13 protein-coding genes, 3 tRNA genes and 1 pseudogene are annotated in these 12,658 nt (G+C 36.5%); 11 read left to right on the top strand and 6 right to left on the bottom strand.

What is annotated here, in order from left to right; translation table 11 throughout:
• Window positions 1-218: 218 nt before the first annotated feature.
• The 7 genes and pseudogenes from CL42_RS09600 (at window position 219) to ahpC (ending at window position 3,892) form a co-directional block, all read left to right on the top strand.
• Window positions 219-295: transfer RNA gene (locus CL42_RS09600), tRNA-Met, on the top strand.
• Between the two features lie 233 nt (window positions 296-528).
• Complete coding sequence (locus CL42_RS09595; RefSeq protein ID WP_035267602.1) at window positions 529-741, top strand: cold-shock protein; 213 nt, start codon at window positions 529-531, stop codon at window positions 739-741.
• On the top strand, window positions 738-938 hold the full coding sequence (locus CL42_RS17265; protein WP_035267600.1) for a hypothetical protein: 201 nt from the start codon (window positions 738-740) through the stop codon (window positions 936-938). Before CL42_RS09595 ends, CL42_RS17265 begins: the two co-directional genes overlap by 4 nt.
• Before the next feature lie 345 nt (window positions 939-1,283).
• On the top strand, window positions 1,284-1,505 hold the full coding sequence (locus tag CL42_RS09585) for a hypothetical protein (protein ID WP_035267598.1): 222 nt from the start codon (window positions 1,284-1,286) through the stop codon (window positions 1,503-1,505).
• 365 nt (window positions 1,506-1,870) lie between these two features.
• A pseudogene (locus tag CL42_RS17025) lies at window positions 1,871-2,304 on the top strand (methionine synthase); the annotation flags it as partial.
• Window positions 2,305-2,416: 112 nt separating this feature from the next.
• Window positions 2,417-2,911, top strand: coding sequence for a flavin reductase family protein (locus CL42_RS09575; protein WP_035267597.1), 495 nt, complete (start codon window positions 2,417-2,419; stop codon window positions 2,909-2,911).
• Window positions 2,912-3,328: 417 nt separating this feature from the next.
• The gene (gene ahpC / locus CL42_RS09570; RefSeq protein WP_035267594.1) at window positions 3,329-3,892 is read left to right on the top strand and encodes an alkyl hydroperoxide reductase subunit C; all 564 of its coding nucleotides are present in this window, start codon (window positions 3,329-3,331) and stop codon (window positions 3,890-3,892) included.
• 45 nt (window positions 3,893-3,937) lie between these two features.
• Here the strand turns inward: ahpC and CL42_RS09565 are convergent, their stop codons facing one another.
• Both CL42_RS09565 and ycaC read right to left on the bottom strand, forming a co-directional pair.
• On the bottom strand, window positions 3,938-4,861 hold the full coding sequence (locus CL42_RS09565) for a LysR substrate-binding domain-containing protein (protein ID WP_035267593.1): 924 nt from the start codon (window positions 4,859-4,861) through the stop codon (window positions 3,938-3,940).
• 122 nt (window positions 4,862-4,983) lie between these two features.
• On the bottom strand, window positions 4,984-5,610 hold the full coding sequence (ycaC, locus tag CL42_RS09560; RefSeq protein WP_035267592.1) for an isochorismate family cysteine hydrolase YcaC: 627 nt from the start codon (window positions 5,608-5,610) through the stop codon (window positions 4,984-4,986).
• Window positions 5,611-5,910: 300 nt separating this feature from the next.
• Between ycaC and CL42_RS09555 the strand changes: the two genes are divergently transcribed.
• From CL42_RS09555 to CL42_RS09545, 3 genes are all read left to right on the top strand, one after another.
• On the top strand, window positions 5,911-6,780 hold the full coding sequence (locus CL42_RS09555) for a pirin family protein (RefSeq protein ID WP_035267590.1): 870 nt from the start codon (window positions 5,911-5,913) through the stop codon (window positions 6,778-6,780).
• 448 nt (window positions 6,781-7,228) lie between these two features.
• Window positions 7,229-8,527: an FAD-dependent oxidoreductase gene (locus CL42_RS09550; protein WP_035267588.1), complete on the top strand. Its 1,299-nt coding sequence runs from the start codon at window positions 7,229-7,231 to the stop codon at window positions 8,525-8,527.
• Between the two features lie 8 nt (window positions 8,528-8,535).
• Window positions 8,536-9,375 (top strand): class I SAM-dependent methyltransferase, encoded by an 840-nt coding sequence (locus CL42_RS09545; protein WP_035267587.1) that lies wholly within the window; start codon window positions 8,536-8,538, stop codon window positions 9,373-9,375.
• Between the two features lie 49 nt (window positions 9,376-9,424).
• Here the strand turns inward: CL42_RS09545 and CL42_RS09540 are convergent.
• From CL42_RS09540 to CL42_RS09530, 3 genes are all read right to left on the bottom strand, one after another.
• Window positions 9,425-9,500: transfer RNA gene (locus CL42_RS09540), tRNA-Thr, on the bottom strand.
• Window positions 9,501-9,677: 177 nt separating this feature from the next.
• Window positions 9,678-9,905 carry a hypothetical protein gene (locus CL42_RS09535; protein WP_035267585.1) on the bottom strand — a complete coding sequence of 76 codons (228 nt, stop codon included), beginning with the start codon at window positions 9,903-9,905 and terminating at the stop codon, window positions 9,678-9,680.
• Between the two features lie 207 nt (window positions 9,906-10,112).
• Window positions 10,113-10,203: transfer RNA gene (locus tag CL42_RS09530), tRNA-Ser, on the bottom strand.
• 123 nt (window positions 10,204-10,326) lie between these two features.
• Here CL42_RS09530 and CL42_RS09525 point away from each other — a divergent pair.
• The gene (locus CL42_RS09525; protein WP_035267583.1) at window positions 10,327-12,207 is read left to right on the top strand and encodes a potassium transporter Kup; all 1,881 of its coding nucleotides are present in this window, start codon (window positions 10,327-10,329) and stop codon (window positions 12,205-12,207) included.
• A 69-nt stretch (window positions 12,208-12,276) separates the two neighbouring features.
• Here the strand turns inward: CL42_RS09525 and CL42_RS09520 are convergent, their stop codons facing one another.
• Complete coding sequence (locus CL42_RS09520; protein ID WP_228133254.1) at window positions 12,277-12,639, bottom strand: hypothetical protein; 363 nt, start codon at window positions 12,637-12,639, stop codon at window positions 12,277-12,279.
• Window positions 12,640-12,658 lie beyond the last annotated feature (19 nt).

Raw genomic sequence — 12,658 nt, 5'->3', positions numbered from 1 at the left:
GTTTAGATGTGGGAAAGGCTACTTGGGCTGAAGAGTCGACATTATTACTAAATAATGAAAAATTTAAACTCAATTTGTATAGGTCTTTACATCAAAAATTTAAAACAGAATTATCTGAATAATTTATCTAGTAACGATAATGATTTTATAGTTTTTGATAAAAATAAATTATTTAGATTGCTATATATCTCAAATTAGCGTACAAATGCACTTGTTGATGCGGGATGGAGCAGTCTGGTAGCTCGTCGGGCTCATAACCCGAAGGTCGTTGGTTCAAATCCAGCTCCCGCTACCAATTAAAAACTAATTTAAAAGTTTACAACCTAATTGCGGTCGATCTGTAGTTAGGTTTTTTTATTAAAGAAAATTAAATCAATTAAATATGTGTTATATTGGTTTTCTAGAATTATAATTTTATTGTTTACTAATTTTATTTTGATCTGATATTAATTACATCTTTCATTCTATTAAAAGTCTATCTTCAAAATTATTTTCTAATTATTCATTACATAATATAGGAAATAAATGATGTCTAATTTAACAACTGGTACTGTTAAGTGGTTCAACGAAACTAAGGGTTTCGGATTTATCGCTGTAGATAATGGTCAAGATGTATTTGCTCATTTTAGTGAAATTCGAGCAAATGGTTTCAAGAATCTAGTCGAAGGACAGCGAGTTCAATTTGTTGTGCAACAAGGTCAGCGTGGCTTACAAGCAAGTGATATTGTAGCTATTTCATGAATACCTCATTAATTGAGGTGAAAGATCAGTTTGAAGTTAAATATGCAGTGATAGGTACATTTAATACTTCGCAGCATGCTTCGAACTTATCTCAAATAAATATTAAATTTATCACTGTTAATAATGAAAATATAAGACCTAGTTTTGATTTAAATTTTCATAGTTTAAATACTGGTAAAATTTATCAGCTCATTTAAATATTAAAATTAAACCATAAAGTATTTTTTATGGTATAATCGTTGTTGATCGAATCCGTAAGCGAAACGGAAGTGTTTAGATAGAACTTAGAATTGCGTATTCTCAATTTATAGATTTTAATATCTATGATGTCTAAACAGTTAACGCAGAGCATGAACTCGCACCATGCCGATCTTAGAAGTCCACAATCTCATTGTGGGCTTTTTATAATTAAATACATGCTAATGTAAAATTGTAATTTGAATTATAGGCTTGAGCCTCTTCGATATCAGAATCCATACTCTCGATTTAAATATTTAATATTATTTTTAATTTTACATGAGCTCATTAATGAGTAAGTGAAAATGAATATCTCTAATGGCTGGACTACAGCAAAAGCAGTGAATGGTGAAACCATTCGAATTAACATTATCCCATTTCATAAAGTTCAAAATACGATGAGAGGGCAAATTCTTGTAGAAGTTTCTAAACAAGTTGAAGTCGAATCAGGTGAAGTATTTGAAATAAACTTAGATGGCCGATCTTTTTTCTTGGGATTTAATAATCTATATAAGATTATGATTTAAAAATATTTTTCATAAATGATGCTATTTTTAGTAGTAAAACCTTTAAAGATCATCAAGATAAATTTAAGAAAGCGATACAAAATCACAGACTCTGGTCTCGAGAGGATATAGTAGCAAGTATCCCAGCATAAAAATAAGAGAAGCCTAGATTCACTATCTAGGCTCTTTTTTTAGGTAGTCATGATAGGTTTATTGATCGAATTATTTTGATTGGTCTTAAGTAAATATACCGTGAATAATCTGAGCACAGTTCATCATAGAGCTTTTAGACTCGTAATTCGAGCGACGTTAGATCGCTACTTGATTTATTTCTATTGATGACCTTGAGTAATTTGATACAAAGTTAATTTTGATTTGTCTAGAGAATTGCTATTCTTGAGCTAGCGCTTGAAAATTTGAAATGTGAAACCGCCATACATATTTGTAAAAGTAATTCTATGAAAGATAATAAAAATGGGAAACAAACTTTGAGTAATGAACGGTGTCCTTTTGAAATGTCACTCCCGATACTACAAAAATCTAAGTTGGGGCATCATTTCTCTAGAGTGCAAAACTCACATATATCCATGGATCTTATTGAACTGATTCGTGGAAGAAAGTCATGATCGGTGTAATCGATGTGGCAACCAATCAAATTGAAACACTTGACGAAATGGTGAACACTTTGCGTAAAGTTTTGCAATTTGTCGATGCTGATAAGCTATACCCTTCAACCCACTGTGGAATGATACCACTGTCTCGTCACGTGGGACGTGACAAACTTGAAGCCTTAAGTATGGGTTCAGCGATCTTAAACTAAGAAGTTAGTGCTTTAGCTGAGTTTATTTTCTACATTCAAGATGGATCATCTGTGCAATCACCTATATCCTAGGTTCGCACGAGTTTAGCAATTTATATTTGAGAAGAGAAAAATGGTTGAAGCTTCAGACTACAGAAACGCAATGTCTTTATTAACCACTGCAGTCAATATTATTACAACAGCTGGTGAAACAGGACAGCATGGTTTCACGGCTTCTGCTGTATGTAGCGTTACTGATTCACCTGCTACGCTTTTGGTGTGTATGAATCAATCATCCCGATCTCATCAGTATTTTATTGAGAACAAAGTTTTATCTGTCAATGTGCTCAGTTCTCAACATGAGTCTCTTTCAAATGCTTTTGCATCGAGTCAATTAAGTGCAGAACAACGTTTTGGATTAGCCCAATGGGGTAAATTGAAAACAGGTTGCCCGGTCTTAAAGGACGCTTTAGTCAGTTTTGATTGTGAGATTGAGCAAATTCAACGAGTGGGCACACACAGTATTTTTATTTGCCGAGTTGTAGCCATTCAACAAAGCTCGCAAGAGGAAAGTCTTGTCTATTTTAATCGATCTTATCATCAGGTGAGTGCAGAAGAGGAAGTTTAATAAGCTAGAGCAGCAAGATTTTCAATCGTTTCTTATAATGATTATAGAAATAGATCAGCGTTTGATTAATGATCTTGGGAAAGATGGTGAATCGTAAGCCTCGAACAGTGAGCTTTCATAGTGTGAGGTTAAACCCAATGGATATTACTCGAATCGTTTATGGTCATACAGAGTGAATGATCTTTCTCTTTGGGATGAAAAAAGAAAAGTATTATTTTCAAAAATTTGAAACCAATTAAATAAGTTTTAAAAAATCAGTGTTTTATATTTAATTTATTCTCTTAAAGAAATATATTAACTTTTAAATCTGGAAATTCGATTGTTTTTATAAATACTTTCGGTTTTACCAATCCAATCATCTTTTGTATTCTCTATTTCAACGAAGCAACACTCTCACAAAGAAATAGAGGAAAACACATGAGTTTAATCAATACTGAAGTCAAACCATTCAATGCAACTGCTTATCAAAATGGTGAGTTCATTGAAGTTTCTGAGCAAGATTTTAAAGGTAAATGGTCTGTTGTCTTTTTCTATCCTGCAGATTTTACATTTGTATGTCCAACAGAATTAGGCGATCTTGCTGATAACTATGCTGAATTCCAAAAGTTAGGTGTAGAAATTTATGGTGTATCTACAGATACTCATTTCACACATAAAGCTTGGCATGATACTTCAGATGTGATTGGTAAAATTCAGTATCCACTTATTGGTGACCCAACGTGGACATTGTCTAAAAACTTTGATGTATTGATTGAATCTGAAGGTTTGGCAGATCGTGGTACATTTGTAATTGATCCTGAAGGAAAAATTCAAATTGTAGAGATTAATGCAGGTGGTATTGGTCGTGATGCTCAAGAACTTCTTCGCAAAGTGAAAGCGGCTCAATATGTTCATGCCCACCCAGGCGAAGTATGTCCTGCGAAATGGAAAGAAGGTGATGCTACACTTGCACCATCAATCGATCTTGTAGGTAAGATCTAAATTAAGTTGAAAAGTAAAGAACCAGCACGATGTGCTGGTTTTTTATTAAGAGGCATAACCTTCTTGATTTTGTGCTGCTTGTCGTAAACCTTCAACCAAGTGGTCGATGAGTTTTTCCATCACGAGTCGTTGTCCTTTACGTGATGCATAAACGAGTTGCACAGTCCCTATATTTGAGCACCAGTCAGGTAAGATGTGTATAAGCCGTCCTGCTGCCAAATCCTTTTGCACTGTAAGATAAGGTAGATCTGCAATACCTAATCCATCCATCACTGAATAATACACACCAGCCAAATCATTACTTTTAATACGTGGTTGTAATGGAATTTCAATGAGATCATGCCCTTCAATTCGGTGCAAATTCCATTGATAGTGTGTTTTTTGAGTTCCTAAAACAATTGTTGGAAAATCATTGATTTCAGTTGGATATTCTAAAACGCGACCCTGTAAAAGCTCAGGGGTTGCCACTAAACAATGAGTGGTTTTGATGACATCACGAACCACGATGGTGGAGTCTTCATTGGCAGAAAAATTAGTTCTGATCGCCAAGTCAATATCATCGTGCAATACATCTACGCGTCGGCTGGTTAATTCCATCTCGACTTGAACTTTTGGATAGCGCTTCAAAAAATCATTGAGTAAAGAGCGAATTTGATAACGCATCATTACGGGTGGGCAACTAATTTTAACTAGACCCTGAGGTTCACTTTTCTGTTTAAGTAAAACATTATGAGCGCAATCAACTTGGTTGATTACTTTTTCACATTCTTGAAAAAATTCTTGACCTAAAGGCGTTACTTTGAAATGGCGAGTAGAACGTTGAATGAGTGTGACATTAAATTTTGCTTCGAGTTCTAAAATACGTCGACTAAGCTTTGATTTAGTTATATTTGACGCGTCACTAGCAGCACTGAAACCGCCGTATTTAACGACCAAATAAAAATAGTAATAGTCATCAAATGAATGCAATTTTCACCTCGACGCCTGATCTGATAAAGTTTAAGCATAGGTTAAACTAAGCCGTTCAAGAAATCATCTTGGGTTTTGAATATGGTAAAAAAAAGCGACCAAAAGGTCGCTTTTATTAAATATTATTTTTTAGTGGTATTCTTTACATAGCTAACCATTAAGTTTTTATAGTCAGGAATATGCTCACCGAATAAAGCACCTAAACCTTCGATATCATTACGCCAGTCACGATGTAACTCACCTGCAGCACCAAACCATGTCATAAGTTGAGCACCTGCTTGAGACATGCGGTTCCATGCAGCATCACGCGTAATTTGGTTGAATGTACCAGATGCATCAGTAATCACGAATACATCAAAGTCTTCAGCAAGAGCTGAAAGTGTAGGGAATGCAACACATACTTCAGTCACAACACCAGCGATGATCAGTTGTTTTTTACCTGTCGCTTTAACAGCATTTACAAAATCTTCGTTATCCCAAGCATTGATTTGACCTGGACGCGCGATATATGGAGCATCAGGGAACATTTCAACTAATTCTGGAACGAGTGGACCATTAGGACCATCTTCAAAACTTGTTGTTAAAATCGTCGGCAAGTTAAAGTATTTTGCTGCTGCTGCTAGTGCTAAAACATTGTTTTTAAACTTATCAGGATCGATATCACGTACAAGAGAAAGAAGACCTGTTTGGTGATCGACTAAAAGCACTACTGCATTATCTTTATCTAAACGAACGTAAGGTTTGCCCATTATTATTAGCCTCTATGATGTTAGTAAGTGTGAATACGTATCAATAAACTCGTATTCAGTCACCAGTTATATTAGACTGAAAATGAGATAAATTTGTGACCATTTTTAGGACAATTAGTCTTATTAATAGGAATATTGTAATCATGAATTTCAAATTTCAGTGAATAGTCACATATATGAATTAATTTAGATTATTATAATCATAAAAATAGGAATCTGTGTGGCAGTAAAGCTCTTTTTATTTTCTGTGCAAAGTCTAAAATGAGCGCATGTTCATCCTATCGAATATAGGAGTAAAAGATGAAAAGAGTAATTGGGGTTTATCGTAACCAACATACACATTGGGTTGGTGATGGTCTGCCAGTGCGTAACTTATTTTCTTATGATCGGTTAGGTCAAGCACTTAGTCCTTTTTTGTTATTAGATTATGGTGCACCACATCACTTTGAGCCAACGACACGTCAGTTAGGTGTTGGTTCACATCCTCATCGCGGATTTGAAACAGTGACTATCGCCTACCAAGGTGGTTTGGCACATAAGGATTCCAGTGGTGGTGGTGGTGTTATCGAGGCAGGAGATGTGCAATGGATGACTGCTGGGGCTGGATTGGTTCACGAAGAGTTTCATTCTCCTGAATTTGCTCAAAAAGGTGGAATTCTTGAAATGGCACAGCTTTGGGTCAATCTACCAGCCAAAGATAAAATGACTCAACCACGTTATCAAGCGATCACATCTCATGATATTCCAACAATTACCATGGATGATGATGCTGGTCACATCCGTGTAATTGCGGGTGAGTTTGGTGGTCATTATGGTCCTGCTGAAACATTTACTCCAATAAATGTGTGGGATGGTCAGCTTAAAGCTGAGTATGAAACATTCATACATGTTCCTGTAGATCACAACGTATTGGTTGTAGTGTTGAATGGTGAACTCGTAATTAATGGGACTCAAAAAGTTCTAGACAGTTCAATTGTGATGTTTGCTCGTGATGGTGAGGCAGCAATTCAATTGCAAGCATATAAAGATACACAATTTTTAGTGCTTACAGGTGAGCCACTAAATGAGCCAATTCAAGGGCATGGACCATTCGTCATGAACACCAAAGAAGAAATCATTCAAGCTTTTCATGATTTCAATAATGGTAAATTTGGTGAAATTGCACGTTAATTGGAACGAGAAAAGCGGAAATATCATTTCCGCTTTTTTTGTGATCATCATTTTAAAAAAATAAAGGACCTCTATCCCACACAACAGAGGTCCTTATACGCTGTAATTTATATTTATTTTCTAGATCACATTCTATTTGTGCTTCTTATTAATGTGATGTAGTTCTCATTTTCAAAACAATGATAATGCATTTTTTTTAAGCTGTAAACTAAAAAATTAAATTATTGGTGAAAATATCTATTTTGTTTTTAAACATTTTTTTTGATTTCTTAAAAAATACAAGTGTATTAAATATTTAGCGTATGACGAATAGTGTAGCAAGAATTTTACGCAAATTTATTTGATTAAAAATTAATCAAAAACAAATAAAATCTGGAAGTTTTTAATAGCAAGTTTCAAAGTGTTCTATCGCATAATTAAAAAAATTTTTAATGCTTGGATCATAATTTTGAAAATTGCAGTGATTGGAAGTGGTATGGCAGGGTTGGCAACTGCGAGAATTCTCAAGGATGCTGGTCACCAGATCACAGTTTTCGAGGCGCTTCCAGGGCGTGGTATGGATAGTTATAGTCTTGAGTATGAAGGTGGGATTATTGATTCGCCATTACGTGTCATGAATCCAATGCTCTGGAAAAATACATTGAGTCTTGCCACACATTTGGGTCTCAATACTTTTCCAGTACGTACCTATATGTCATGTAGCTGGTTATTTGAAGATAAAATCGATACTTGGCTGACAACATCACGTTCACGCATAGGCAACTTTCCAATCATTAACAATCGAAAAGGATTAAAGCAATATGGCATCCGTTTAGTGAAAGGGATGTTACAACTTAGATCTGCATTGAAGCAGTTTTTTAAATCTAAAAATCAAGATATCACTTTAGATGAGTTCGTTAAATATAACCAAATAGAAGAAGTATTTTGGAATGGGGCAGTCATGCCTGTCCTATTTACCATTTGTACATGTGATGCAAAAACCATTGGTGAATGGCCAGCGAAACCATTGTTGATTTTCTTACGCCAACTGACGGATGGAGATGCACTTCTTCGAATTCAAGGTGGGACTCCAGCTTTCGTAGATAAATTGCTGGAAGATATCGATTTAAGAAGTGGGCAGCCCATTACTCGTGTACAAGAGCAGGGTGATTTAGTCTATGTGGAAAATGAAGCAGGTGAATCTGACTTATTTGATCGCGTGATTGTCGCGACACCAACAACAAAAGTTCATGAGTTTTTAGATGCTGAACAGTTTGCGGATGATATTGCACTTCTCAAACAATTTAAGTTTGTTGATGGTGAGCTGGTCATTCATACTGATTCAGTGGTAATGCCTGTGAAGCGTAAAGATTGGTGCGTATTGAGTTATATGATGGATCGTAAATTTACTAAACAGCATTTCACTGTTTGGCTGAATTCGATTGAGCCAACATTAGTGGGTAAATCTCCTGTTTTTCAAACTTGGAATCCAGTAATTGAGATTGATCCTAAAAAAGTAATACATAAAGTGAAACTCACTAGAGCTGTTGTAGACCGTCATACTCTACCACTAACGCATGAGTTGAGTGCTCGTCACCAACAACAAGGTCGTAAAGTATTTTATTGTGGCTCTTGGTCATGTGATGGATTACCAATTTTGGAGTCAGCGGTGACTTCAGCAATGGATATAGCAAAATTACTTGATGCGCCGTTACCATTTTTAGGTTTAAAGCCTAAGGTACAGGTTGCACCTGAGTTAGGATATTAAGGGATTGAATGAAGAAGCTCCAAGCATGGATGAAAGCACCTCAACATAAATACGCGATCAATGCAGTTTTATTGGGGGATCACCGTAATTGTGCTTGGAGTAATTTAGGTCTATGGCAAACTGACCAGCTGAATTATCCACAAGCCTGCGAGTTACTCGCAATAACCCTTGCTCAATCTATCGATTTAAATTCAAAAGATAAATTAATTGATTTAGGTTGTGGGCAAGGTGCTAGCCTAATTTTATGGAAAGAAAAATTTCAAATCGAATACTTGGAAGGAATTGAATTACAAGAATATTATGTAAATCATACGCGTAAGTTTTTACCTCATGTCAATCGGATCTCGCAGGGAACATTTTTAAATTTAGAATCTAGATCATTTGAATTTAAATTTGATGCGGCAATTTGCATCGATGCTGCTTATCACAGTAATTTGAATTTATTTCTTCGTTCTGTAGATGGTATTTTGAATTCAAAAGGACGCTTAGCATTTCATTATCTTGCTTTGAATTCAAAGTTCTATACTTTGAGTCCTCTAGCGCAATTGAAAGTTAAATTATTATTAAAAGCAGCTGACGTTCAACTGAACCATTTGCACTCATTCGATGAAACGAAATCAATCTTAGTGCAAACGGGTTTTAGAGATATACATATTCAAGATTTGAGTCACGAGGTATTTGCAGGATTTGCAACGTATATTCAGAGTGATATTTTTAAAAATAACATCCAAGCTTATTCGTATCACGTTTTAGATTTGGCAAAAATTAAGATGACAGCAAAGTTGTGTGCGAAACTTTATCAAGAGGGAATCGTACGATATGTACAAGTGAGAGCAAGTAAAAAATAAATCATCAAAAACAACAAAGCCTCACTAAAAAGCGAGGCTAAGTATAAAATGGTGCCGGCACACGGATTCGAACTGTGGACCTACTGATTACAAGTCAGTTGCTCTACCAACTGAGCTATGCCGGCAACGTGGAGAGAATAATAGCGTTTTTTCACTAAAACGCAAGTCAAAAATTAATCGATTAATTAAAATTGAGCAGGATGAATTGTTTTTGCTTTATTTTTGATCGTCTTTTCTCCTCATTTTATAGTGATGCCCGTCATAGCGTGTACAGGCATCTTGAGAAAATTTTATAGGATCAGCTATTTGTTTTTTAGAATACGATCAAGGTCTTGTGCACACTCTTCAAGAGTATAAGCCATATCAAATTGCATTTGAGGTTTTAACTCTTGTGCTAATTTTCTCCATTGCTCAATTAATCTTAGCGCTTTTTGAATTTTGTGTTTATTCACATCTTTAGCGATAGTGGGTGTGTAGCCACCACGTTTTGCATTTTTAATTTGTTTTACATAGTTGGCGCTGTTATTCATATTATCTCCGGAATAGCAGGTTCTATATTTAAATAGGTGTGCAAAAATCATCTATTTGAATAACGTTGTTAGGTTGTTCAGCTCCTTAAGTATTGTTTTTATTAACTTAACATGATGTTGATGACAGTAAAATGAAGCGAGATACGTGCCAAAAGCGAAGTTTTAGGCGAAAAAAAACCGAATCTCATGATTCGGTTTTTTAAATTCTGGCGGTGAAAGAGGGATTCGAACCCTCGATACGCTATTAACGTATACACACTTTCCAGGCGTGCTCCTTCAGCCACTCGGACACTTCACCAAGGCGTGCGATGATAACTAAAAAAAAAGAAGATGCCAAGTTGAAACAATTGATTTAAAGAAAAAGTTTTTAGCCAGTGATATGATTGCCGAAAAATTCTGTCGAATGCATGAAGACTAAAATATGCAAAGCACTGCAAAAAAAGCCGCACTTCCTGCGGTAACATTGGCAGCATTAGGGGTGGTGTTTGGTGACATTGGAACCAGTCCTCTGTATGCATTGCGTCAATGCTTCCTTACGGCTCATATTGCAATTACTGAGGCAACCGTTCTGGGTATTTTGTCGCTCATTTTCTGGTGCATGATGCTCACCATCAGCTTTAAATATGTCTCAGTCATTATGAAGGCAGATAACAATGGTGAAGGCGGTATTATGTCGCTTCTTGCCTTAAATCTACGTTCAACTCGTATTGCAGATCAGCGCAAAATTTATCTCATTGCCTTGGGCTTTATCGGTGCATCACTGTTTTTTGGTGATGGCATTATTACCCCAGCAATTTCTATTTTATCCGCGATTGAAGGTTTAAGTATTGCGACTCCGATGTTTAATCAATGGTTATTACCATTGGCCATCGGTATTTTAACAGCACTGTTTTTAATTCAGCGCCACGGCACGGCGACCATGGGTAAGTTCTTTGGACCAATCACATTATTGTGGTTTGCATCAATTGGACTATTAGGCTTATGGAGTGTTATGCAAACACCGTTCGTGTTGGCAATGATCAGTCCGCATTGGGCGTTTGGCTTTATCATCAACCAACCTTTTGTTGCATTCCTCACGATGGGTGCCGTCATTTTAACGATGACGGGGGGTGAAGCACTATATGCAGATATGGGGCATTTTGGTCGTATGCCTATTAAGCTTGCTTGGTTTGTGATTGTATTGCCAAGTCTAGTTTTTAACTATGCGGGTCAAGGTGCTTTACTTTTACGAGATCCAAATGCAATTGAGAACCCATTTTATCTGTTAGTCCCTGATTGGGCTTTATTTCCAATGATTGGTCTTGCAACCGCTGCTGCCGTGATTGCGTCTCAAGCGGTGATTACGGGCGTATTCTCAATGGTCAATCAAGCGATTCAATTGCGCTATTTACCGCGTTTAACCGTGCAACATACATCTGATGTTGAACAAGGACAAATCTATGTCCCGTTCATCAACTGGGTATTATTTATTTCAGTCATTATTCTCATTTTATTATTTGAAAATAGCGCGAATCTTGCCAGTGCCTACGGTGTAGCAGTGACCATGACGATGCTGTGCGGTACGATTTTAATTTCGATTTTAGCTTATGGCGTTTGGCGCTGGCCTGTTTGGAAAGTAGCCCTTTTTGCTGTGCCTTTATTGATCATCGACCTCATTTTTGTTGCTTCGACTTCTTTAAAAATTGTTGGTGGTGGATGGGTGCCAATCTTGATTGGTGCAATTGTATTTACCGTTTTAATGACGTGGAAAGATGGCCGTCAAATCGTACTTAATAAGCTTGAGTCTGATGCGTTACCTATTGATCTCTTTATTCAAAGTGTCAAGATGAGTGATGAAACGCTGATCGTTCCTGGGGATGCAATTTTCCTCACAGGAACACCTAATATCGTTCCACATGCGATGTTGCACAATATTAAGCATAATAAGGTTCTACACGAACGTAATATGATGATTACGGTCATTACTAAAGATGTACCTTATGTACCTGATATTGAGAGAATTCGTGTAGAAAAGATGGATAATCGATTCTTTAGGATTTTTGTATATTATGGGTTTAAAGACCAACCCAACATTCCAGTCGCGCTGAAAGCGGCATATGAGCAGTTAAATTTTGAATTTGATATGATGCAAATTAGTTTCTTTATTTCACGTGATCGTCTGATTCATACCGTGGGAGAAGGAATGGCGCCATGGCGTGAAAAATTATTTATATCAATGCAGCGGAATACCAGTCCTGTGAGTGATTTCTATTTAATTCCACCAAATCGCGTGGTCGAAATGGGAAGCCAGATCGAAATCTGAGTAAGCGTTTGCTAAAATTTTGGATATAAAAAACCGCCTCAAAGGCGGTTTTTTATTAAGCCTAATACCTTACTCAGCCGCTGGTGCTTCTACAGGCGCTTCTTCAGTTGCATTTACTTCAGGTTGAGCTGGAACTGCAGTTTGTGCTTGAGGAGCAGTTTCTTCTGCTTCAGCAGGTGGTAAGTTTCCAATAGGCGCTTTCGCATCAGCAGGCGCTTGTGTTGTAGCACCTTCAGAAATAACTTTCATCTGACCATTAGCTAATACTTCTTGTAAAGTACCAGGCTGACCATTCACTGTTGTTACGACTTTAGCTTTAGAAAGGCTTTCCAAAGTTTCGCCAGCTTGAACTGGTGGCTCAGCAAATGCACTTGCACTTGCCAAAGATAAACCCATTACTAATGCTGTCAAAGAAGTATGTGCTAATTTCATAGTGTCCTCACTTTCAATT

This window comes from Acinetobacter sp. Ver3 (assembly GCF_000632455.1).
Taxonomy (GTDB): Bacteria; Pseudomonadota; Gammaproteobacteria; order Pseudomonadales; family Moraxellaceae; genus Acinetobacter.
This window is presented reverse-complemented; position numbering and strand designations above follow the sequence as displayed.

Excerpts from the sequence above, each read along its gene's own strand:
- CL42_RS09595 (WP_035267602.1), top strand. The coding sequence starts at position 529 with ATGTCTAATTTAACAACTGGTACTGTTAAGTGGTTCAACGAAACTAAG.
- CL42_RS17265 (WP_035267600.1), top strand. The coding sequence starts at position 738 with ATGAATACCTCATTAATTGAGGTGAAAGATCAGTTTGAAGTTAAATAT.
- CL42_RS09585 (WP_035267598.1), top strand. The coding sequence starts at position 1,284 with ATGAATATCTCTAATGGCTGGACTACAGCAAAAGCAGTGAATGGTGAA.
- CL42_RS09575 (WP_035267597.1), top strand. The coding sequence starts at position 2,417 with ATGGTTGAAGCTTCAGACTACAGAAACGCAATGTCTTTATTAACCACT.
- ahpC (WP_035267594.1), top strand. The coding sequence starts at position 3,329 with ATGAGTTTAATCAATACTGAAGTCAAACCATTCAATGCAACTGCTTAT.
- ycaC (WP_035267592.1), bottom strand. The coding sequence starts at position 5,610 with ATGGGCAAACCTTACGTTCGTTTAGATAAAGATAATGCAGTAGTGCTT.
- CL42_RS09555 (WP_035267590.1), top strand. The coding sequence starts at position 5,911 with ATGAAAAGAGTAATTGGGGTTTATCGTAACCAACATACACATTGGGTT.
- CL42_RS09545 (WP_035267587.1), top strand. The coding sequence starts at position 8,536 with ATGAAGAAGCTCCAAGCATGGATGAAAGCACCTCAACATAAATACGCG.
- CL42_RS09535 (WP_035267585.1), bottom strand. The coding sequence starts at position 9,905 with ATGAATAACAGCGCCAACTATGTAAAACAAATTAAAAATGCAAAACGT.
- CL42_RS09525 (WP_035267583.1), top strand. The coding sequence starts at position 10,327 with ATGCAAAGCACTGCAAAAAAAGCCGCACTTCCTGCGGTAACATTGGCA.
- CL42_RS09520 (WP_228133254.1), bottom strand. The coding sequence starts at position 12,639 with ATGAAATTAGCACATACTTCTTTGACAGCATTAGTAATGGGTTTATCT.